Origin of the sequence: Aquitalea sp. FJL05, assembly GCF_003852595.1 — a bacterium.
Classification (GTDB): Bacteria; Pseudomonadota; Gammaproteobacteria; order Burkholderiales; family Chromobacteriaceae; genus Aquitalea; species Aquitalea aquatilis.
On the sequence record NZ_QAJS01000018.1, the window covers coordinates 340 to 22,447 of the forward strand.

The 22,108-nt window shown below is 58.0% G+C and carries 22 protein-coding genes and 1 riboswitch; of the genes, 8 read left to right on the forward strand and 14 right to left on the reverse strand.

Annotated features, from left to right (window positions below; all coding sequences use genetic code 11):
- Nucleotides 1-194: 194 nt before the first annotated feature.
- Both DBR44_RS16500 and rsmD read right to left on the reverse strand, forming a co-directional pair.
- Nucleotides 195-446, reverse strand: coding sequence for a YfhL family 4Fe-4S dicluster ferredoxin (locus DBR44_RS16500; protein ID WP_124645112.1), 252 nt, complete (start codon nt 444-446; stop codon nt 195-197).
- A 99-nt stretch (nt 447-545) separates the two neighbouring features.
- Nucleotides 546-1,106 (reverse strand): 16S rRNA (guanine(966)-N(2))-methyltransferase RsmD, encoded by a 561-nt coding sequence (gene rsmD, locus DBR44_RS16505; protein ID WP_124645113.1) that lies wholly within the window; start codon nt 1,104-1,106, stop codon nt 546-548.
- Nucleotides 1,107-1,810: 704 nt separating this feature from the next.
- On the opposite strand from rsmD, the gene ftsY reads away from it, so the two are divergent.
- The 4 genes from ftsY (at nt 1,811) to rpoH (ending at nt 5,665) form a co-directional block, all read left to right on the forward strand.
- The gene (gene ftsY, locus DBR44_RS16510; RefSeq protein WP_124645114.1) at nt 1,811-2,929 is read left to right on the forward strand and encodes a signal recognition particle-docking protein FtsY; all 1,119 of its coding nucleotides are present in this window, start codon (nt 1,811-1,813) and stop codon (nt 2,927-2,929) included.
- Nucleotides 2,930-3,041: 112 nt separating this feature from the next.
- Complete coding sequence (ftsE, locus tag DBR44_RS16515) at nt 3,042-3,695, forward strand: cell division ATP-binding protein FtsE (RefSeq protein ID WP_103524468.1); 654 nt, start codon at nt 3,042-3,044, stop codon at nt 3,693-3,695.
- A complete protein-coding gene (gene ftsX / locus DBR44_RS16520) occupies nt 3,692-4,600 on the forward strand; it encodes a permease-like cell division protein FtsX (RefSeq protein ID WP_124645115.1) in 909 nt (302 codons plus the stop codon). The genes ftsE and ftsX overlap by 4 nt, the downstream gene beginning before the upstream one ends.
- 201 nt (nt 4,601-4,801) lie before the next feature.
- Nucleotides 4,802-5,665: an RNA polymerase sigma factor RpoH gene (rpoH, locus tag DBR44_RS16525; RefSeq protein ID WP_103524438.1), complete on the forward strand. Its 864-nt coding sequence runs from the start codon at nt 4,802-4,804 to the stop codon at nt 5,663-5,665.
- 68 nt (nt 5,666-5,733) lie between these two features.
- Here rpoH and DBR44_RS16530 read toward each other — a convergent pair whose 3' ends face one another.
- The 4 genes from DBR44_RS16530 to DBR44_RS16545 form a co-directional block, all read right to left on the reverse strand.
- A complete protein-coding gene (locus DBR44_RS16530; protein WP_124645116.1) occupies nt 5,734-7,521 on the reverse strand; it encodes a PglL family O-oligosaccharyltransferase in 1,788 nt (595 codons plus the stop codon).
- A gap of 95 nt (nt 7,522-7,616) precedes the next feature.
- The gene (locus DBR44_RS16535; RefSeq protein WP_124645117.1) at nt 7,617-9,446 is read right to left on the reverse strand and encodes a PglL family O-oligosaccharyltransferase; all 1,830 of its coding nucleotides are present in this window, start codon (nt 9,444-9,446) and stop codon (nt 7,617-7,619) included.
- Between the two features lie 56 nt (nt 9,447-9,502).
- Nucleotides 9,503-9,937: a pilin gene (locus DBR44_RS16540; RefSeq protein ID WP_124645118.1), complete on the reverse strand. Its 435-nt coding sequence runs from the start codon at nt 9,935-9,937 to the stop codon at nt 9,503-9,505.
- Between the two features lie 21 nt (nt 9,938-9,958).
- The gene (locus DBR44_RS16545; protein ID WP_124645119.1) at nt 9,959-10,387 is read right to left on the reverse strand and encodes a pilin; all 429 of its coding nucleotides are present in this window, start codon (nt 10,385-10,387) and stop codon (nt 9,959-9,961) included.
- A gap of 189 nt (nt 10,388-10,576) precedes the next feature.
- On the opposite strand from DBR44_RS16545, the gene DBR44_RS16550 reads away from it, so the two are divergent.
- From DBR44_RS16550 to proB, 3 genes are all read left to right on the forward strand, one after another.
- Nucleotides 10,577-11,926, forward strand: coding sequence for an adenosylmethionine--8-amino-7-oxononanoate transaminase (locus DBR44_RS16550; RefSeq protein ID WP_124645120.1), 1,350 nt, complete (start codon nt 10,577-10,579; stop codon nt 11,924-11,926).
- A gap of 126 nt (nt 11,927-12,052) precedes the next feature.
- Nucleotides 12,053-13,591: a hypothetical protein gene (locus DBR44_RS16555; protein WP_124645121.1), complete on the forward strand. Its 1,539-nt coding sequence runs from the start codon at nt 12,053-12,055 to the stop codon at nt 13,589-13,591.
- 66 nt (nt 13,592-13,657) lie between these two features.
- Complete coding sequence (gene proB / locus DBR44_RS16560; protein ID WP_103524445.1) at nt 13,658-14,776, forward strand: glutamate 5-kinase; 1,119 nt, start codon at nt 13,658-13,660, stop codon at nt 14,774-14,776.
- A gap of 66 nt (nt 14,777-14,842) precedes the next feature.
- Here proB and DBR44_RS16565 read toward each other — a convergent pair whose 3' ends face one another.
- From DBR44_RS16565 to ruvB, 4 genes are all read right to left on the reverse strand, one after another.
- A complete protein-coding gene (locus tag DBR44_RS16565; protein WP_124645122.1) occupies nt 14,843-15,670 on the reverse strand; it encodes a hypothetical protein in 828 nt (275 codons plus the stop codon).
- 142 nt (nt 15,671-15,812) lie between these two features.
- The gene (locus tag DBR44_RS16570; RefSeq protein WP_124645123.1) at nt 15,813-16,247 is read right to left on the reverse strand and encodes a hypothetical protein; all 435 of its coding nucleotides are present in this window, start codon (nt 16,245-16,247) and stop codon (nt 15,813-15,815) included.
- 44 nt (nt 16,248-16,291) lie between these two features.
- On the reverse strand, nt 16,292-17,008 hold the full coding sequence (locus DBR44_RS16575; protein ID WP_124645124.1) for a glutamine amidotransferase: 717 nt from the start codon (nt 17,006-17,008) through the stop codon (nt 16,292-16,294).
- A gap of 4 nt (nt 17,009-17,012) precedes the next feature.
- Nucleotides 17,013-18,047, reverse strand: coding sequence for a Holliday junction branch migration DNA helicase RuvB (gene ruvB / locus DBR44_RS16580; protein ID WP_103524448.1), 1,035 nt, complete (start codon nt 18,045-18,047; stop codon nt 17,013-17,015).
- Between the two features lie 90 nt (nt 18,048-18,137).
- A riboswitch (FMN riboswitch) is annotated at nt 18,138-18,292 on the forward strand.
- A 179-nt stretch (nt 18,293-18,471) separates the two neighbouring features.
- Between ruvB and ribB the strand changes: the two genes are divergently transcribed.
- On the forward strand, nt 18,472-19,119 hold the full coding sequence (gene ribB, locus DBR44_RS16585) for a 3,4-dihydroxy-2-butanone-4-phosphate synthase (RefSeq protein ID WP_124645125.1): 648 nt from the start codon (nt 18,472-18,474) through the stop codon (nt 19,117-19,119).
- Nucleotides 19,120-19,213: 94 nt separating this feature from the next.
- Here ribB and ruvA read toward each other — a convergent pair whose 3' ends face one another.
- The 4 genes from ruvA to murU form a co-directional block, all read right to left on the reverse strand.
- Nucleotides 19,214-19,807, reverse strand: a complete 594-nt coding sequence (ruvA, locus tag DBR44_RS16590; RefSeq protein WP_124645126.1) for a Holliday junction branch migration protein RuvA — start codon at nt 19,805-19,807, stop codon at nt 19,214-19,216.
- 30 nt (nt 19,808-19,837) lie between these two features.
- Nucleotides 19,838-20,785, reverse strand: coding sequence for a prenyltransferase (locus DBR44_RS16595; protein WP_124645127.1), 948 nt, complete (start codon nt 20,783-20,785; stop codon nt 19,838-19,840).
- Between the two features lie 89 nt (nt 20,786-20,874).
- The gene (gene ruvC / locus DBR44_RS16600; RefSeq protein ID WP_124645128.1) at nt 20,875-21,405 is read right to left on the reverse strand and encodes a crossover junction endodeoxyribonuclease RuvC; all 531 of its coding nucleotides are present in this window, start codon (nt 21,403-21,405) and stop codon (nt 20,875-20,877) included.
- A complete protein-coding gene (gene murU / locus DBR44_RS16605) occupies nt 21,402-22,100 on the reverse strand; it encodes an N-acetylmuramate alpha-1-phosphate uridylyltransferase MurU (protein ID WP_124645129.1) in 699 nt (232 codons plus the stop codon). Before murU ends, ruvC begins: the two co-directional genes overlap by 4 nt.
- Nucleotides 22,101-22,108 lie beyond the last annotated feature (8 nt).

The following is a 22,108-nucleotide window of genomic DNA, read 5'->3' on the forward strand; positions in this document are numbered from 1 at the left end:
GCTGAGCCGCCGGATTTACAGTCCGGACCCGTTGACCGCTGGGGTAACCCCCCCCTGAGAGACCCGAATAGTATAGATACCCACTTCCCTCGTCAACACCTGTGCTGCAATTTTTTTCATTATTTTTGCCAGAAAAAGAACAAAGCCCCGCAAACTGCGGGGCTCTGTCTTTTTCATCAAGCACTTAGCTTCAATCAGGCTTTGCCGGAAATGACCAGGTACTTAGCATGCAGCTCATCCTGGGTTTCCGGATGGGCCGGATCCAGCGGGATGCAATCCACCGGACAGACTTGCTGGCACTGCGGCTCGTCATAGTGGCCTACACACTGAGTGCACAGACTGGGGTCGATCTGATAGATCTCCTCACCCTGCGAGATGGCATTGTTCGGGCATTCCGGCTCACAGACGTCGCAGTTGATGCATTCGTCGGTAATCATGAGAGACATAGTAATTTCCTCAGGTATTCACAGTATTGATTCTGTCATCCGTGCAGCACGGTCGCAAGTTCGCCCCGTTATATCCTTATGCGGCGACCTGCCTACGTATTACAGCGATTCTTCAGTCGCAGGCCGGACCAGTGCGTAATGCACCATGCCGGCCTTGTCCTGCTTCAGGATCTGCCAGCCTGGCAAACTTTCCGGCCAGTGCCTGGCTTCGAAATACAATACGCCGTCAGTAGCCAGCAACGGCTGCAACAAGGGCAATGCCTGCTGCAGCAAGCTGGAGTCATACGGCGGATCGACGAAAATGATGTCAAATTGCTCTCGACAGCTTTTCAGGTACAGCAAGGCATCCATTGGGACGACGTCGATGGCATGCGCCGCGAGCAACTGGCGATTGGCCTTGAGCGATTCCGCTACCTTGCGCGACTTTTCCACCATGACCACACGTGCCGCTGCGCGCGAGGCCGCTTCGAAACCGAGGGCGCCGCTGCCGGCGAACAGGTCGAGACAGCGCTTGCCGTGCAATTCCTGACCCAGCCAGTTGAATACCGTCTCCCGCACCCGGTCCGGCGTTGGGCGCAAACCTTCGGCATCCGGAAAGGGCAGCAAGCGACGACGATACTGGCCGCCGATGATTCGGACTTTGTTTCGCTGTTGATTCATGACGCTTGGGCTAAAAACTCAAGGGCGAGAGTTTACCCGTTTCCCGTCCGGCATGCTGCATCTGACGCAGATTGGCGTTCAAAGGTGTCGCACCCGCCGTCACAGTGCGTATCCAGACAAGACCCTGGACCAACAAGCAGACAGCGCCGCGTAGCCATGCCACAGGCAAGCACAACATGCCCCATCAGCGCCATTACCAATCTGCCTGCGCCAGGCACATCCTCTATGCTCTATATAGACGTGTGGGTAGCAAAGCACACACACCCGGTTTCTGCATGCCGATTAGCCATCGCTTGATAAATAGCCCCAATGACAATGCTTGATTGATCAGCCTGATCAACAGCGCATGCCGCTTCGGCGGAACCATGCCATTACAAACCACCGTGGCACACGGTGCTTGCCACCTAGCCGGGTGACGTAGCCTGAGAACACCCAGCTTGCACACCATCTCGTCCAATCAACGTGACTGGCAAACTCACCCACTCACCTCATCCGCAGCCGCGACCTGCCTTCACCTTCAGACATGGGCGCAGCAGCATAGGCATGCTGGTTAGGCTAAATGCCCTCCTCCAATCGACAGTGCCAACGCCCTTCACCACGGCCAATCAGCCCGGCTTTGGCTTTCATCACCATCGTTTCTGCCCAGTGGCTGATTTAAGGATACAATTTAGCCATTTATCGCCTACCGTTGACTACGCAGACGCATGTTCAGTTTCTTCAAGAAAAAGCCAAAGCCGGTTGAAACCCCGGCTGCAGAACCCCTAGCCAGCCAGCCGGCAGACATCCCGGCGGCGGCTCCCGCCACCTTGCAAGCCACACCGCTTGCTACACCCGACATCCCTGAGGCGCCCGTACCCGCGCCGGAGAACCCGACTCCTCCCCCCGTCAGTGCCGCAGCAGAACCGCCGGCACGCAAGCAGAGCTGGACCGAACGCCTCAAGACTGGTCTGTCCAAAACCCGTGACAAACTGGGCAAATCGCTGGCTGGCCTGTTTGGCGGTGGCAAGATCGATGAGGAGTTGTACGAAGAGCTGGAAACCGTACTACTGACCGCCGACATGGGCATGGATGCCACGGTGCACCTGCTGCAGGATGTGCGCGAGCGCGTCAGCCTGAAGGGCCTGAAAGACGGCAGTGAGCTGAAAGGCGCACTCAAGGATTCGCTCAATGATCTGATCCACCCGCTGGAAAAGCCGCTGGATGTCAGCGGCAAGAAGCCTTTTGTCATCATGATGGCTGGGGTGAATGGTGCCGGGAAAACCACCTCGATTGGCAAGCTGGCCAAGTACTATCAGCAGCAAGGCAAGAGCGTGCTGCTGGCTGCTGGCGATACCTTCCGCGCAGCTGCGCGCGAACAGCTGATGGCCTGGGGCGAACGTAACAATGTCACCGTAATTGCCCAGCAAGGTGGCGACGCTGCTGCCGTGTGCTTTGATGCCATCCAGGCGGCTACCGCCCGTGGCATCGACATCGTACTGGCGGATACGGCGGGGCGCCTGCCGACCCAGCTGCATCTGATGGAAGAAATCAAAAAGGTAAAGCGCGTCATCCAGAAAGCGCTGCCGGATGCGCCACATGAAATCATCCTGGTGCTGGATGCCAACATCGGCCAGAACGCCATCAGCCAGGTCAAGGTATTCGATGACGCCCTGGGCCTGACCGGGCTGATTCTGACCAAGCTGGATGGCACCGCCAAGGGTGGTGTGATTGCCGCCATTGCCAAGCAGCGGCCGATTCCGCTACGGTTTGTCGGTGTGGGCGAAAGCATCGACGATCTGCGCCCGTTCAACAGCAAGGATTATGTCGACGCCCTGTTCGACTGATCGACACACTTTATAGAGACCCGCGCCGGTGATTGCTTGCCGGCGACACCTCACCCGGCAGGCCCTGGCGAATACGCTGGCCTGCAGCTCAGGATCAAGGGGAATGCAGCGCATGATTCAGTTCGACCAGGTCACCAAGCGTTATCCCGGTGGCAACGAAGCCCTGAAGAATCTTTCCTTTACCATCGACACTGGTGAAATGGCTTTTTTGGCCGGCCATTCCGGTGCCGGCAAATCTACCTTACTCAAGCTGGTGGCTGGCATCGAGCGCGCCAGCAGCGGCAGCGTGATTGTCAGCGGCCAGAATCTGTCCAAGCTGCGCAGCAGTCAGATTCCCTATGTGCGCCAGCATATCGGCATGGTATTCCAGGACCACAAGCTGCTGTTCGATCGCTCGGTCTTCGATAACGTTATGTTGCCGCTGGACATCATCGGCTTCGATCGACGTGATGCCGCACGCCGGGTGCGTGCCGCACTGGACAAGGTTGGCCTGCTGTCCAAAGAAAAATCCATGCCGATTCGCCTGTCTGGTGGCGAACAGCAACGTTTGTGCATTGCCCGCGCCGTGGTGCACCGCCCCAGCCTGCTGCTGGCAGATGAACCATCAGCCAACCTCGACCGCGCTTACGCGCTGGACATCATGGAGCTGTTCAAATCCTTCCATCAGGTTGGGGTGACCGTGGTGATTTCCGCCCATGACGAAACCCTGATGGAAGACTACGGACGTCGCATCATCCGGTTGAAAGAAGGGCAGTTCGCCGCATGAAACACTTTCTCTATCTGAACTGGCAAAGCGCCAGACAGGCGCTGGTGAAGATCCTGCGCCAACCGTTCGGCAGCCTGCTCACCTTGTTGATGCTATCCATCGCGCTGGCCCTGCCCTTGTCGCTTTATCTGACGGTAAGCAGCATCCAGGAATGGGCTGGCCGGCTCACCGCCACGCCACAGATCACCCTGTTCATGGAGCAATCAGCCGAGGAAGCCGACCTCGCCGCCGTCTCCAGCACCCTCACCAAACACCCACGCATTCAGAGTTACAGCTTCGTCGGCAAGAAGCAGGCGCTGTCCGATCTGGAAAAGCGCAACGGTCTGCCAGGACTGAGTGATGGTCTGACTGACAACCCGCTGCCAGACGCCTTTGTAGTCACCCCCAAGACGCTGGAACCCCACGAACTGGAAATGCTGCAAAAAGAACTATCCGGCCTGCCCATGGTGGAAACCGCCCAGTTCGATGCCCGCTGGGCCAAGCGCCTGTACGGCATGGTGGAGATGGGCAAACAGCTGACCTGGTTTCTCGGCGCGGCACTGGGCATTGCCCTGGTTCTGGTCACCCACAATGCGGTACGGATGCAGATTCTGGCCCGTCGCGATGAAATCGAAGTGGCCAAGCTGATTGGCGCGCCGGACAGCTTTATCCGTCGCCCCTTCATGTACCACGCCATGTGGCAGGGCCTGCTTGCCGGTCTGGCCGCATGGGGGCTGACCAGCTGGCTGGTAATGACGGCCAACCCCGCCATCCACGAATTTGCCCAGCTTTACAACGAAGCCGTGCAGTTACGCGGCCTCAGCGTTGTCGAGTTGCTTGTTGTGCTGGCCATTTCCGCCCTGCTGGCGATGCTGGGCGCCCGCCTGGCTTCCGACCATCACCTGCGGCAGATTCAACCTCGTTAACAATCATTCCCTTTCACTTCTGGCTGAATGTCGCTTATGGTGACATTCAGCCGATGTCGACCAGCAGAATATTCCCAGCGATTTTCCACTGAAAAAGCTATCAGCCCGATAGGAAAAATCATTGACGCTGGAACCTTTGCTTGCTAGCACTCTCAATATACGAGTGCTAACATAGCACTACCCAAGGAGGTAGTTACACTGATGACCACAACATTTGCCTTGCCCGTTCCGTCGTCCAGCGGCAGCCTGGAGCAATACATCCAGGCGGTGAACAGTGTTCCCATGCTGACCCCCGAACAGGAAACCGAGCTGGCCACCCGCTTCCAGCAAGACAATGATCTGGAAGCCGCTCGCCAGATGGTGCTGTCACATCTGCGCGTTGTCGTATCGATTTCGCGTGGTTATGCCGGCTACGGCCTGCAACAGGCCGACCTGATCCAGGAAGGCAATATCGGCCTGATGAAAGCGGTAAAACGCTTCGAGCCGGGCCGTGGCGTACGCCTGTTTTCCTTTGCCGTGCACTGGATCAAGGCTGAAATTCACGAATTCATCCTGCGCAACTGGCGCCTGGTGCGCATTGCCACCACCAAGCCGCAGCGCAAGCTGTTTTTCAATCTGCGCAGCATGAAGAGCAGTTTTTCTGCGCTGAGTGAAAACGAAGCCCGGCAAATCGCCGAAGACCTTGGCGTGAAGCCGGAAGAAGTGCGTGAAATGGAAACCCGCATGAGCGGGCAGGATATCGCGCTGATGGCCGACGATGGCGACGATGAAGGTTTTGCCCCCATCGACTGGCTGGCCGACGCCCATCACGAACCGACTCGTGCGCTGGAACGCAAAGCGTTCGACCATCTGCAAACCGAAGGCATCGAATACGCACTGGCATCGCTGGATGCCCGCAGCCGTCGCATTGTCGAAGCCCGCTGGCTGGCCGATGATGGCGGCGCCACCTTGCACGAGCTGGCTGCAGAGTTCGGGGTTTCTGCCGAGCGCATCCGCCAGATCGAGGCCAAGGCACTCGGCAAAATGAAAACTGCGCTGAGCGAAGGCGTCGTTATCGACAACTGATTGCCTGCTACTGCAATGAAAAAAGCCCGCGCCATTCAGCGCGGGCTTTTCAATTTTACAGCGACCGCTTATTCCCCTTCGCCACCGCGATACTTGGCTGGCAGGCGGTCAAACACCTGCTGTGCGATCTCGCGCAGCGGCTGCCACGCCGGGACTTCTTCATCAATACCGTCCAGATAATCCTTGGCATAAGTCGGGAATGAGGCCAGTGCCGTGCTCACCGTCGCCTTGGCTTCCGCCTCGCGTCCGGCCAGCGCCAGCATTTGTGCCTTTTTCATCATCACATCCGGGTAAGGGCGGAAAGCTGTCAGCCGCTCCTCCCACTGCAACTTGCGCGTCAGATTGTTCTTGTCGGCAACCAGATAGTCATCCAGCGTGCTCAGTGCATGGTAGGCAAACAGCGGGTGCTGCTCCATGATCTCGGCCAACCGCTGCTGTCGCTTGGCATCACGCGCCGGGTTATCCGTCTGGGTATAGAGCCCAACCAGCTCGTTATAGGTAGACCAGGTCACCACCGACATATAGCCGATGAACAGCATGCCCAGCATCCAGCACGCCCGCAGCATCCAGCCCGCGCGACCGGTACGCGCAGGAGACATCGAGGCAAACACCACCAGCATCGCCAGGAAATACAGATACCAGAGTGGGTACTCCAGCATGGAGTGAATCAGGGTGACCGCCATGCAGCCCAAGGCCAGCATCCCCTCAGCCTCGGCCTGCTCGCTGAAGAAAGGCCAGATCACCCAGGCAAAGCCACCCACCACCAGCAAGGTGATCGGCAGTCCCATTTCCACCAGCAATTGCAGAATCAGATTATGGCAATTGGTAAACAAACCGCTATTGAAACCGGCAGAAGCAAATTGCGGCAAAGGCTGCAAGCGCACACTTTCCGCTGCATATTGCGACCAGCCCACCCCCCACAGCGGGTGCGACTTGAAACTCAACCAGGCCTTGCCCATTTCCGCCAGCCGGCGCGAGCCCATATCATCGCCGTTGGCTGCCAGCCGCTCCACCCCCGAAGCGTTGCTCACCGTGGCATGTGTCAGCAAAGAGAGCAGATGATTCACCAGCGGCAAGGCAAACTGCGCCGCAAACACCACCACACAAGACAGCAGCATCGCCCACATCAAGCGGCGCGATACCGCAGACTGCATCCGCCAGTGCCACAAGCCACCCAGCAAGGTCAAGGCCAGCAGATACAGCAAGGTAGTACGCGATGCGGCATAGGCCAGCATCAGCCCCAGCCACAGCACCAGCAGCACCAACCAGCCACGCGCCAGGCGATCCACCGCAAACAGATACACTCCACTGACCACCGACCACATCAGGTAATGCGCATACTGGTTGCGCTGCCCGATATGGCCAAAGATATTGGTCGTCGGGTGGGCGCTGTCATAAAACAAGCCCAGGCTATTGGCCAAGCCCGTCAGTTGCGCCAGACCGATCAGCGACTGCACCAGCCCGCCGACAATGATGGCGCGCGCCAGCCACACCGCAAACTCGCGACTGCCAAAGGTCTGCTGCAGGCTATAAGACAAACCAGCCAGCAAAGCCACCACCAGCCAGGCCAGCGCGGTGGCATAAGTCATACCGGGAAACAGCGCATGGACCAGCTGCGGCTGCAGCGCCCACACGATGGCCAGCCACAGACACCACCAGCTGGCACGCGGCACCCGCTCGAACAGCATGCCGCTGGGCAACAGATAAACCGCTGCGGCCAGCATCAGCCACACCACATTCATCTCGCCAAACCACTGCGGCAATGGCACGAAATGGATACGGGAGGCAAAAGGCATGATGGCGATCAGGCAAAACGCCAGCAAGGCCAGACGGCGGGAAAAAGTTGGAAAAGACATGATGGAGTCTGGGGCTAAAAGCAAAGCATGGAGGATACCGCATGTAGCGCGGTGAAGACACCGCCAGCCAGAAGACTGGCAGTGTCGTTAACTACCTAGAACAAGGGCTTGCGGGTGGCCGGGGAGGCAACTGTCATGACTGCCGCGATACGGCCAGGATCGGTCTGAACACCATGATCGACATATGCCTTGGCCGCCTTGGAGGTAATCAGCTGCAATGGCTTCAGTTCATCTTTCTTCATCACGGCCAAACGGTAATCAAAATTGGGCGCATAATCTGGATAGTTGGCGATTGCCAGCTTTATCGTATGCTCGGCTTTGGCCATCTGCTTATCCAGTGCATACAAGACTGCCAATTTCAGTAGCACTTCAGGGTAGGGTCGGTATGCTGCCAATCGGGAAAAGTGCTGCAGCTTCAGATCCAGCTGCTCACGCGAGGGAATCAAATAATTGGCCAATACCATATCTGCATCATTAGTCCACAACGGATTTTTGCCAACATCAAACAAGGCTCCCATCCGCCGCACATTCTCTTGTGCATTTGGTGCTGGCAAGTCATAGGCGACCATTGTTTTAAAGGCTGCAATACCAGTCCCAAGATAAAGCAATGTCATTATCGCGACAACCAAACCCGCCACCCTGACAAATGATGGCCGCATCGAAATTGTTACTCTTGGCGCTGGCGCTAGCAAAAGAACAATCAAAAACATACTCAAAAATGGCAGATACCATAGCGGGTATTCAAACATGCTGTGCGCCAGGATCACGCCACCAATACCCAGCAACAGCAAGTTTTCCGCCGACTGCTGTCCTTTTCTAAAAAAACTGCCCAGTGCGTAGCCAAGTGTGGCAAATACAATCAGTACACCAACAATGCCGGTTTCAGCCAACAGCTGGAAAAACAGGTTATGGCAATGAACAAACAGCCAGCTCTCAGGATATTTCGGTAGACCACCAGTCAGCTCCATCTCCACCGACTGAGCGGGGAAACCTCCCCAACCAACGCCAAACCAGGGATGTTGCAGAAAAATTTCCCATGCTTTAGTCCACTCAATACGGCGACGAATACCAAAACCAGCAGAAAAGAAACGGTCTGCACCACTAACAACATGGATGGGAATACCGAGCCAGGCCAACAGTGCTGCAATCTGCTTACTAAATAATTGCGTCAATACTATCAAGACAACTGCGATCATCACAGCCCGGATCATTCGGCGGACTGTTTCAGCCTTATTCTGCCTTGACCAATACCATCCCAGCCCGGCAAAAATCAGCACATAAGCCCACACCAGACGTGCACCTGCACATGCTGACAGCCAAGCCAGAAGAAAAACGCTCCCGATGAAGAAAGACATACGCAATCGTCTTTTAGCATAAAGATAGCAGGCAGCCAGGATTCCCCAGCTTAAAAATTGGGCATACTGATTACGCTGCCCAATATTACCCATGATATTTGAATTTACCTCAGACTGATCAAATACCACATAGCCTTGAAATAAAGGAGCAAGACTCAACACCTGCAACAAGCCCAACACCACTTGCAGCATGGAAAAAATAAAAATGACTGTCGCCAGAATCAGCAAAAAATCTTCGCTGTTATTTTTATTGAAATGAATGGAGAACTGCAAACTCCAAAGAACAAGAAAGCCCAGTATTGCAATCAAGATTGTGAAATTCGCCAAATTATGACCAGTCATAGCCAGATAAATGGCAAAACACAAAAATGGTAGCAATACTGCAGAGATATTTAGTGAGGAATTATTCCGTGCTGGTAGGATAAATAGCATGGAAGTCGCCAAGAAAAACAAGCACGATGCATCCGACACCCAATCAGGCAGAGGCGCATAGCGCAGCCAGCTCAAAAAAGGCATGGTTACTGCCGCAGCAATTAATAAGCTGCCCATGGTTATCTTTTTAATCATCATAAAAAAAGGTGCTCTTTGCAGAGCACCTTCCCTAATTAATTACTCAATGATCAAAATTAGTTACCGTTGCGGCAGTTGGAAGGTACCCAGTTTGTTGGAAGGGTAGCTGCAGCACATTTCCACGAAATTGCACCACTTCCCGAACTAGGGCTCAAGGTCAAAGTATTAGCGGACCCGGTAGAGTCAACTAATGTGTTATAAGTCACGGTAATAACACCAGAGGTACCAACCACCACACTGGAAACAGCATTACCTGAAATAGATGTTGACAAACCTGCCGAAGCATTTGACGTCGGAAACTGGTTATTAGATGCGTAATATTCAGATACGGCAGTCTTGGCTGCAGATGCCAGCGACAAACCTTCCGTTACACGCGCACGCTTGGTGTAATCCTGGTAGGCCGGGATAGCGATGGCAGCCAGAATACCGATGATGGCAACAACGATCATCAGTTCGATCAAGGTAAAACCTTGCTGAATTTTGCTATTCATAACGTATTCCTCTTTATAAAGTTAACGACAACTCGATGGAAGGTACTGTGAAAATGTTGCACTGGCTTGACATGTCCACATGATTGAACCACTAGAAAGTTGTGGCATCATGGTTACGGTCAATCCAGACAATACCGTACTAGCATTAAAATTTACTACTATATTGCTGACTGACGATGCTGCCACTATATTGATTGAATCAATATATTTCGTTGCATAAGTGCTTGCCGACAAAATACCTGCTGACGCATTACTGGATGGCCAGCTATTATTACTGGTATAGCTATCCCAAACTGCAGACTTGATCGCATCGGCAGCCAGCAACCCTTCGGCTACCTTTGCTCGTATCGTGTAAGCCTGATACGCCGGTATGGCAATCGCGGCCAATATGCCGATGATGGCAACAACAATCATCAGTTCAATCAAAGTAAAACCATTATTGCCCCGCATGACCCTCTCCGTGGTATGCACTATCCATACCATGCAGAAAGCGTGCCAAGCGGCCCCATCCAGTAAATTCAGTCCGTCAGTACATCCCATAGCCCGCATTACGCGGCAGGATGTGACGTTTTTTGTCAGTTCGGGTGGTGCTTGCGGGCTGTGTTAGCATCCAGCCCATTCCCCATTCAGGAGTTTGCCGTGAGCAATCAGGACTGGCTGCAACGCAGCCGCCAGCATGTGTGGCATCCATGTACCCAGATGAAGCGCCATGAAACCTTGCCCATCATTCCCATCGCGCGCGCCGAGGGCGTGTGGCTGGAGGATTTCGAAGGCCGACGCTATCTGGATGCGGTCAGTTCCTGGTGGGTCAATCTGTTCGGCCATGGTAACCCCAGGATCAAGCAGGCAATCAAGGATCAACTGGATCAGGTAGAGCATGTCATTCTGGCCGGCTTTACCCACCAGCCAGTGATTGAGCTGTCCGAGCGGCTGTGCGCGCTGAGCGGCCAGGATCATGCGTTTTATGCCTCGGATGGTGCTAGTGCCACCGAAATCGCGCTGAAAATGAGCTTTCATTACTGGAAGAATGTCGGTCGTCCGGAGAAATGCCGCTTTATCAGTCTGGACAACAGCTATCACGGCGAAACTGCCGGTGCGCTGGCAGTGACCGATGTGCCACTGTTTTCCGCGACCTATGCGCCGCTGCTGAAACCCGGGGTACGTGTCCCCACCCCGGATGCGCGCCAGGCTGGCCCGGGGCAAAGTGCAGCCGATGTGGCAAGGCAGGCATTGCGCTCGTTGGAGAATGTGCTGGCCAAGAAAGCTGGTGAAATGGCGGCCATCATCGTCGAACCACTGGTGCAGGGCGCTGCCGGCATGGCCATGTACGATCCGGTTTACCTCACGGAGCTGCGCCGGCTGTGCGATCAGTATCAGATACACCTGATTGCCGACGAAATCGCGGTCGGCTTTGGCCGCACCGGCACTCTGTTTGCCTGTGAGCAGGCTGGGATCACGCCAGACTTTCTCTGTCTATCCAAGGGGATTACCGGCGGCTTCCTGCCCCTGTCCTGCGTGCTGACCAGCGATACGGTCTATCAGGCCTTCTATCACGATGAGGTGACGCGCGGCTTTCTGCATTCACACAGCTACACTGGCAATGCGCTGGCCTGCAGTGCGGCACTGGCAGTGCTGGATATCTTTGCCGATGAAGACATCATCGCCCGTAACCGCGAGCTGGCCGCAACCTTTAGCGCCATTCTGGCACCGCTGGCCGAGCGTGCCGACGTACGGCATTTCCGCCATACCGGCATGATCTGGGCCTTTGATGTCGACAGCCCCCGCTCGGACTTTGCACAAGCCTTTTTCTCAGCCATGCTTAAGCATGGTTGCCTGGTAAGGCCAATTGGCAAAACCGTGTACTTCATGCCGCCTTACATCTTGCAAGCAGAGGAGATGACTCAACTGTTTCAGGCCACAACACAGGTACTGGATGAGTTAAGTCAACAAAACGATGTTTTGACCGGGCCTGTGACTGCCTTGCCCTGAGTGCTACCTTGCTTTGGCCGGCTTAATTCAAATAGCATAGAGAGTGATACATGGCAGGGAACGATTTACATCCGCTTCCCCGCCTTTCATTCCCAGCGCTACGCCGCCTTGCCATGAGGACGCACGATGCAGCTTGCCTTGCCCGCCCTCGATAGGGATCCACGATTGGTCGACACCAACCCCGACAGCGTAGCCAGCTGGGTAGAGCGCTTGCCGTATAGCGACCTGCAGGAATGCGGCCGCCTATTGCTTGAGGCCCTGCGAGGCCTGAGCCGCACGCCGATGGAAGTAGGCAATCGGCACAAGCTGCTATTGCACTACCTCAAAGGGCTGGATCGCTACTATCCGGCGCTGGAAAGTGAGATTGTCCAAACCGACCTCACTTCGGTGGTGCGCACCCGCCAGTTGGCCATGCTGGGTGCCGCGCTGTTCGAGTCTATTTTTGTCGCGTTCAAGCTCACCCTGAGCGAACGCCTGGCCAAGCGCGGCCTGCTGGAGCGTGAGCAACAGCGCATTGAACTGCTGCTGTACACCATGATGGCGGCGCGGCAGCTGCTGAACATCTGTTGCCAGAGCTACAGCCCGCCCCCCGCGCACTTCTGGCAAGACTGCCACCAGCTGTACAGCTTTGCCCTAGCACGCGGCTGGCAGGAAAAACATCTGGAAAAGGACGACTCACCAGAGCTGATCTATCGGCAGATTCTGCTGCTGGGGCTCACCTCCACCAACCGGCTGTCGATGCCGGAATTGCTGGTGGCCAAGCAACTGATCATGGATCTGTCACGCCAGACCACCCTGCTGCCGGTGGAAGCCCTCAAGGGCAGGGTACATGGCTATCTGGTGGACTCCAGCCGCGACGAACCGCCACGCTTCCTGCGCGTACAGAGTGAAACACTGGATGCCGCCTGCTATCTGCTCGACCTCTCCCCTGCCATCACGGTACTGACGCATAGCGTGGAGCAGCTGACCCGGCTGCAAAACACCAGCCATAGTCCGAGCCAGGTTTACGATGAGCTGGCCCTGCTGCAATCGCTGGCCGCCGAATGGCAACAACCACGGCGGCGGCGGCATCAGCGCCTGCCGATACAGGAAGTCATCGAGTTGATTTCCACCATTCCTGCCATCTGGTATCGCAGCAATGGCATGAGCTGGGTACAGGCTGGCAACGAGCAGGCTGCGCCTCCGGCCAGCACCCGTGCACCACCGGCGCCCAGCCTGTTTGTGGTGGTGAATCAGAGTGCGACCGGCTTTTTGTTGCGCGGCCAGCCGCGTGGCCAGACACTGCGAGCCGGCGAGGCCATTCTGCTGACCCAGCCGGGCAAACCGGACACCGCCCAGCTCTGCATGATTTGCTGGGTATCGCTATTGCCGGATGGTATCGATGTGGAATGCGGCGTCGAGATCATCGGCCGGCAGCCCGAAGCCGTGATGCTCATCCCCAGCATCACCCATCCAGCCGATACACCACAATACGCGCTACGCCTGCCGGCCATCACCAGTCTGCACCGGCCACCGCTACTGGTCACCCAAGGCCGTCTATTCAGCCGGCTGCGTGAATTCCGCCTATGGGATACGGCTGGAGAAAGCCTGATTCGCAGCTCGCGGCTGGATAAGCAGTCACCCCATTTCCAGCTGATGGAATTTCGCGCCAGCGAGTACTTCTGAGCCATGCCACGGCAGTTTGCGGTACACTGGCTAGCTCGATATTCATAGCCAGACAGAGGATTTTGTATGCGTTCGGTGATTCATGCCGCCAGCCGTATCGTGGTCAAGGTAGGCTCCAGCTTGGTAACCAATGACGGCAAGGGGCTGGACCTGTCGGCACTGGCGCGCTGGGCAGCGGAAATCGCCGAACTCAAGCGTCGTGGCAAACAGGTGGTGCTGGTATCCAGCGGCGCCATCGCCGAAGGTTGCCAGCGACTGGGCTGGTCGGTACGCCCCAAGGGGGTGCACGAACTGCAGGCCGCTGCCGCAGTGGGCCAGATGGGCTTGTGCCAGGCTTATGAAACCGCCTTTCGTGAATTCGGCCTGAAAACCGCGCAAATCCTGCTGACCCACGAAGACCTGGCCGATCGCACCCGCTATCTGAATGCCCGCTCCACCCTCACGACCCTGCTCAACCTCAATGTCGTCCCCATCATCAATGAGAACGACACCGTGGTGACCGATGAAATCCGCTTTGGCGACAACGACACCCTGGGCGCGCTGGTCACCAACCTGATCGAAGCCGACGCGCTGATCATCCTGACCGACCAGCAAGGCCTGTATAGCGCCGACCCGCGCAAGCATCCGGATGCCATCTTTGTCCACGAGGCGGAAGCGGGCGACCCCAAGCTGGAAGACATGGCAGGTGGTGCCGGCTCCAGCGTGGGCACTGGCGGCATGATCACCAAGATCCTGGCCGCCAAGCGCTCGGCACGCAGCGGTGCTGCCACGGTGATTGCCTGTGGCCGCGAGCATGACGTGCTGTCGCGCCTGGCTGATGGAGAAGGGATTGGCACCCAGTTGCTGGCACCGACCAATCGCATGGCCGCCCGCAAGCAGTGGCTGGCCGATCACCTCAAGCTCACCGGGCGCATCGTGCTGGACAACGGCGCCGCCCTGGCCGTGCGCGAACGTGGCACCAGCCTGCTGCCGGTCGGCGTCACGGCTATCGAAGGCGATTTCCTGCGCGGCGAGGCCGTGGCCTGTGTTGATCCGCAAGGGCTGGAAGTAGCGCGTGGCCTGGTCAACTACAGCTCGGACGAAGCCCGCCTGATCATGAAGAAAACCACCCGCGAGATCGAAGCCACGCTGGGTTATATGGTGGAACCGGAATTGATCCACCGCGACAATATGGTCACGCTGTAATTAATACGGCAGCAAATAGAAAAGGCAGCGCAAGGCTGCCTTTTTCATATCTACAGATATCGTGACTCAGAAAGAGTACGACAGATTCATACCGACTTCCTTGGTGGTATTGCGTGGCTCCATACCGGAAATGATCCAGTTGCCACATACGGCAGTAGATGTATCACTGTCCTTGATATTCCAGTAGCGATAATACGGAGCCAGCGACAGGTAGTTACCACTGCTCAGCTTACGGTCGAAAGACAAGTTCAACTCATAGCCATAACCGTCTTTCTGACGGTTATTCAGATTGCTGCACGAAGAACTGATATCGCTCAACCGCGACTCCTGGCTCCCGCTTATCACATACTTGTAGGCTATGCGAGGCGAGATCATCCAGTCGGCGTTGAGCGTGTTACGGCTGCTAATGCCAAACAGCAAATAGCTGTACATGGAATTGCGCTCATAGCCACCCCAGCCAGACTGTTCCAGATGGTCATCCAGTCGGCGATAACCAATGCCGAACTCTGGTGTCAGCGTAGTAAAGCTCAAAGCAAAATCATGCTGATAAACCAGGCTGAAATCAAAATTCTTACGACTAAGGTCACTGAATTCACCTGATGCGCTGGAGTAATCAGCACTGCCCCAAGCATAACGACCACGCAACAGGAATGCATCGCCCTTATCGTTCACATCTTCACGTATAGCCATGTTAATACCCAGCATACGTGCTTTTTCCGTCATGAAACTGGAGCCGTCCACCGTTTCATGATAGGTCTCGTGATACCCCTCAATACCCAATTGCACTGGCGGCATGGTATTGGCAGCCCATGTCGAAGTTGAGGCAACAGCAGCAAGCAGAAAAGCGAATTTTTTCATTTTAATGACATGATTATAAATATAGGGAGTGATCATTTTGATTTCATGAAATGCCAATGTCAAATAATGTAAATACCATCAAATTGCTGTGCAAAATAAAAAACACCGCCCGGTACAGGGGCGGTGTCCAAATAAGCACGATCAGCCGAAGGCCACTACTCAAGAGACATCGATATCCTTAATCTTGCTCCGCATCCGGCTGCCTGGCATCAACTTGCAAATCGCGGGACCGGCGTAACTCCAGCGAGCGGGCAATCACATACGCCATCATCGAGCACAGGAAAAACAGCAGCATCACCAGTGCAATCGAACGCAGGGTTTCAGTCAGTGCATTCCACAGCTCCAGCAGCCAGCGCGCACCGGTAATTTCCAGCTGGGTACTCCCCTTGCCTGCCGATGGCGGCAGGTACTGTTCCAGATTCCACGGCCGCACTCCACCGGAAATACCCGCCACCAGAATGGCAAAGCTGATATAGCGGCGCCAGGCATCGGCCAGATCCTGCCCCAGCGTGCGTAGCAGAATCTTGTACACCGCAGGATCGAAAAAACGCACCACCGCCAGCGAAGCGGCCAGCGCCACTGCAACAATGGCGGTAAACAGTGCATAAAACATGATGTTCCCTTTCTGGAAAACAAAGATGAACCGGGACGGCCGGATCAGGCCGCCTGGTATTCGAGCAAACGGGCAAAACGCTGCAGCAGCCCCGCCGCATGCGGGGTAGGTCGCAAGGACTGATGCAAGGCCTCTGCGCTTGTTCCTGCAGCCTGCAAGGCCGGGGCGAGATGGCTCAGATAGGCCGCCATGGCGGCAGTATCGAACTCGGGATGGAACTGCACGCCCCAGGCCGAACCGATGCGAAAAGCATGGTTGGCTTCGAAATCATTGGCCGCCAGCCGCACCGCACCGGGCGGTAAGGCAGTCACCGATTGCCAGTGAATCACCGCCGCAGGGAAAGCCGGCGGCAACCCGGCCAGCAGCAGATCCTGCCCCGCCTCCGGCAACAGCTGGATATCCACCACGCCGGCCTCAGGCCCCTGCGGGTGATAGCCCACTGTACCGCCCAGCGCATCGGCCAGTAGCTGGTGGCCATAGCAAATGCCCAGCAGGGGAACATTGCCCTGTACCGCCTCGCGCAGCCAGGCCGCCGTGCTGACACTCCAGTCTTCATAGTCGCTGACCATGGCAGGAGAGCCAGTCAGCACCGCACCACGGCAATCAGCGACCGGTGGCAGTGCTTCGCCGCGCTGGACATCGACCACCCGCCACTCGCCTGGCGCGGCGCCCAGTTCACGTTCAATCCACTGTTCGAAATCGCCCAGTTGTTCGGCCAGTGCCGGATAGGTTCGGCCGGTCTTGATGATGATTTTCTGCATGAGGCTAGTCTTTGAGCGGCAGGCCGAAATGGGTGTAGGCCAATGCCGTGGCCATCCGCCCGCGCGGTGTGCGCTGCAGATAGCCTTGTTGAATCAGGAAGGGTTCGATCACGTCTTCGATGGTGTCGGTCGACTCACCAATGGCCGCACCCACATTGTCCAGCCCTACCGGGCCACCGCCAAACTTCTCCAGAATGGCCGCCAGTAGTTTGCGGTCCATCACATCCAGCCCGGCCGGGTCCACGTCCAGCATGGCTAGCGCGGCATCGGCCACCTGGGCGGTGACGATGCCATCGGATTTCACTTCGGCGTAATCGCGTACCCGCCGCAGCAGGCGGTTGGCGATACGCGGCGTGCCGCGCGAGCGACGGGCCACTTCGAATGCGCCATTATCTGCCAGCGTGACATTGAGCAGGCCGGCCGAGCGGCTGACGATTTTCGTCAGCTCCTCCGCGGTGTAAAACTCCAGCCGCGCCACAATGCCGAAACGGTCGCGCAGGGGGTTGGTCAGCATGCCGGCACGGGTGGTGGCACCAATCAGGGTAAAGGGCGGCAGGTCCAGCTTGACCGAGCGCGCGGCCGGCCCTTCGCCGATCATGATGTCGATCTGGTAATCCTCCAGCGCCGGGTAGAGGATTTCCTCCACCACCGGGCTCAAGCGGTGGATTTCGTCGATGAACAGCACATCATGCGGTTCCAGATTGGTCAGCAGCGCCGCCAGATCGCCAGCACGCTCCAGCACCGGGCCGGAAGTCTGGCGCAGGTTGACACCCATTTCACGGGCCACGATGTGGGCCAGCGTGGTCTTGCCCAGGCCGGGCGGGCCGAACAACAGCACATGGTCCAGTGCCTCGCCGCGCCGCTTGGCCGCCTCGATGAAGATTTCCAGCTGTTCACGCGCTTTTTTCTGGCCGACGTATTCATCCAGCAGCTTGGGCCGCAGGGCGCGTTCCAGCGCTTCTTCCTGGGTGGACAGGCTTTGCTGGGTCACGATGCGGCGCTCGGGTGCGCCGCCGATCAGGTTGTCGGTTTCAATCATGTGCCGTTGCCATAAAGCCGAATGGTGCGATCCCGCCATCTTACCACTGCGTTATACTGGCCGCTGGCCGACGCACAGTGCGCGGCCTTGCTACGTCTTCAGGGCGGGGTGCAACTCCCCACCGGCGGTATGGCCTGCACACCAGCAGGCCGAGCCCGCGAGCGCCTTTTTCTGATGAGAAAGGGTCAGCAGATCTGGTGCGATGCCAGAGCCGACGGTGATAGTCCGGATGAAAGAAGATGACAGCAGCGCCAGTCTGGCCATGCCGGACTGGCGTCATCCTGTCCGGTGTGATGCAGACACCGGCGTCAGCCATGGCTGGCGCACACGGTCTGCAATACATCCATCGCTGGCGACAATGGCTGTTGCTGGCGGCTTTTCACGCCCTGAAACGTGTTTCTCTGACTTGATCGAGGACCGTTTCATGCATTACACCCAATCCCCTTCCCTCCCCCCGCGGCTGGCCGCCGCGCTGACCGCCTTGCGTCAGGGCCGGCCGGTGATTGTCAGCGATGATGATGACCGCGAAAACGAGGCCGACCTGATCCTGGCGGCCGATACCTTGAGCGTGCCGGAAATGGCACGGCTGATTCGAGATGGCAGCGGTATTGTCTGCCTGTGCCTGACCCCAGCCCATGCGGCAAGGCTGCAGCTGCCGCCCATGGTGCCGGACAACCGCAGCCGCTATGGCACGGCCTTTACCGTCAGCATCGAAGCGGCACAGGGCGTCACTACCGGGGTATCCGCCACCGACCGGGTCACCACCATCCGTGCGGCCATTCACCCGCAAGCGCAGGCGGCTGATCTGGCCCGCCCCGGCCATGTCTTTCCCTTGATCGCCCGCCCTGGCGGCGTACTGGAGCGACGCGGCCATACCGAAGCGGCAGTCAACCTGGCGGAACTGGCCGGTTTCAGCCCGGCAGGGGTCTTGTGTGAGTTGATGAACCCGGATGGCAGCATGATGCGCGGCGCACAGCTGCAGGCTTATGCCACCTTGCACCAGCTGCCCATGCTGACGGTGGCTGAACTGGCCTTGTGGCTGGAGCAGCAGGCCAGCGCCGTCTGCGCCTGATCCGGAGTTTGTCGGCCGCAGCTTGAAAGCAACAAGGCCAGCGGCATGCCGCTGGCCTTGTTCATTGCCGCTTGTCCACAGCGTGCAGCGGCAACTAGCCCTTCATCAGGTTCTTCAGCGCCAGCCGCACCCCGTCGCTCACCGTCACATCTGCTGCCAAGCCCTTGGTGGCGGCGGCGGCTTCCTTGTCGTTGTAACCCAGGGCCAGCAGCGCATTGACGATATCGCTCTTGTCGTCCGGCGTGGCAGCGAAAGGCAGGCCACCCGGCACTGCCAGATTACTGCCGGTGGCCAACTTGCCGCGCAGCTCCAGCACCAGACGCTCGGCGGTTTTCTTGCCAATGCCCGGCACCGAGGACAAACGCTTGAGGTCTTCACTGGCAATGGCTACCGCCAGTTCATCCGCCGTCATGCCCGACAGCACGGCCAACGCGATCTTGGCACCGATGCCGCTCACCTTGATCAGCTGGCGGAAGGTTTCGCGTTCCTCCTTGCTGGCAAAGCCATACAGCAGATGGGCATCCTCGCGCACCACCAGATGGGTGAACAGCGTGGTTTTCTGGCCCAGCGCCGGCAGCTGGTAAAAGGTGGTCATCGGCACATCCACTTCATAGCCGACACCGTTGACATCCACCACCACTTGCGGCGGCAGTTTTTCGATGAGATTGCCGCTGAGGCGTCCGATCATGTGGGTGATTCTCCAGAGATATACCGCCGCTCAGCCGAGGAGCAAGGCCAGGGCCAGCAGCAGGGGAAACAGATTGGCCGCCATGATGGTGGCAATGATGGCCGGGCGCAAGCGCGCCGGTTCGGCGGCATGTCGCCACAACTGCCGCGCGGCAAACAAGGACAGCGGCAGGCTCAGCAAGCCCAGCAAGGCAGAGCGCGGTAATAGCGCACGCCACACCAGCCAGATGAGCAAGGCATAAGCCAGCAACACCAGCACACCGTACACGCTGCGCGCCTGCTCCAGCGGCAAACGTGCCACCCAGTGCCACTTGCCGGCCAGCCGGTCCGCCGTGCGGTCGGGAAACTGGTTGATGTACAACAGCAGGCTGGTGAGGATGGCAAAGGGCAGGCTGGCCCACAGCAAAGGCTGCTGCCACTGCCCGGCCAGCAAGACCGCCATGCCTTGCGGCAGCAACAGGAAACACAGCAACACACTCAGTTCGCCAAAGCCACGGCTGTTGAGCCGCAAGGGCGGTGCCGAATAGCCCCAGCCCAGCACGACGCCGACCAGGCCGATCAGCAACAAGGGCAGGCCGCGCAGGCTGACCAGATACAGACCACCCAGCACCACCAGACCAAACAAGCCATAGGCCAGCCCCTGCATCTGCCTGGCACTGAGCACGCCGTTCTGGATAAAGCGGCTGCCACCAGTAAAGGGAAACAGCCGTGCGGTATTGGCAGCATCCGTACCATTGTGGTGGTCTGCTACATCATTGATGACATTGACAGCAGCGTGGGTGAGCAAGGCCAGCAACAAACCCAGCAATGCCAGCAGCCAGTTTTGCTGCACGGCTGGCCAGCCACTGCCGGCCAGGCCCAGCAGCACGCCGGCCAGGGTAATGCTGAGAAACGCCGGCCGGGTGGCCAGCCACCAGCGCGCCGGATGATGGGCCAGCACCGCCGCGCTGGGTTCGAGACTGACAGGAATCTGCGACATGAAGCGCTCCGCTTGCTAATGACCAGAGCATAGCGCGAACAGCCGCCGCCAGGGTCTGCGTCAGCACAAGTTGAAGATGCCAAGCGGCACTAGACCAAACGCCCGCCCCGCACTTTCAGCCCCTGGCGTGCCAGCTCGCCGATGGCACCGCCACTGAGATTGGCATGGGCCAGCGCCACGGCCAGCGCATCGGCTGCATCCGCCTGCGGCGTGCCAGACAGATTGAGCATGCGCACCACCATGTGCTGCACCTGCTCCTTGGCCGCCTTGCCATGCCCCACTACCGATTGCTTGACCTGCAAGGCGGTGTAATCGGACACCGCCAGATTGCGCATCACCAGCGCCGACACGCAGGCCCCACGCGCCTGGCCCAGCATCAGCGTCGCGGCAGGATTGACGTTGACGAACACTTGCTCGATGGCGGCCTCATGCGGCTGATAGGTATCGATCACGCCAAACAGGCCATCGATGATGACCTTGATGCGGTCTGCCAGTGGCGCGCCCTGTGGCGTGCGAATACAGCCGGAGGCCACATAATGGCGCTGCTGGCCAAGCAGATCGATCACCCCGAAACCGGTGATGCGGCTACCCGGGTCTATGCCCAGAATACGCCGGCTCACGCCGACCAACCTGTAGCGATGGCATCCGCTTCGGCCAGGCGCTCCGGCGTGCCCACATCCAGCCACAGGCCATCCAGCCTGCCACCCGAGATCTGCCCTTGCGCCATGGCGGCGCGTAGCAGCGGTGCCAGCTTGGCCGGCCGGCCGGCCGGCGTGTCAGCAAACAAGGCCGGATGGTAGGCAGCAATGCCGGAAAAAGTCAGGCCGTTGCCCGCGGCTGGGCTGGCCGCCAGCAGGCCATCCGCCAGCAAACCGAAATCACCGGCCGGATTGTGCGGCGGATTATCCACCAGCAGCAGATGCGCCAGATGCTGCTGGCCATCCAGCTGCGTGGCAGCCTGTTGCAGGGAGACAAAATCCACATCGCTCAGCACATCGCCATTCACCACCAGAAAAGGCTGATCACCCAGCAAGGGCAAGGCACTGGCGATGCCGCCAGCGGTCTCCAGCGCCGTCGCTTCCGGAGAATAGGCAATGGAAACGCCCAGACGGCTGCCGTCGCCCAGCACCTGCTCGATCTGCGCCCCCAGCCAGGCATGGTTGATGACCAGCTGCCGGATGCCCACTGCCGCCAGGCGGCGGATATGCCACTCGATCAGCGGACGGCCCCCGGCCAGCAACAGCGGTTTGGGGGTATGGTCGGTCAGCGGGCGCATCCGTTCGCCGCGACCAGCGGCCAGAATCATGGCTTTCATCGCGTTGC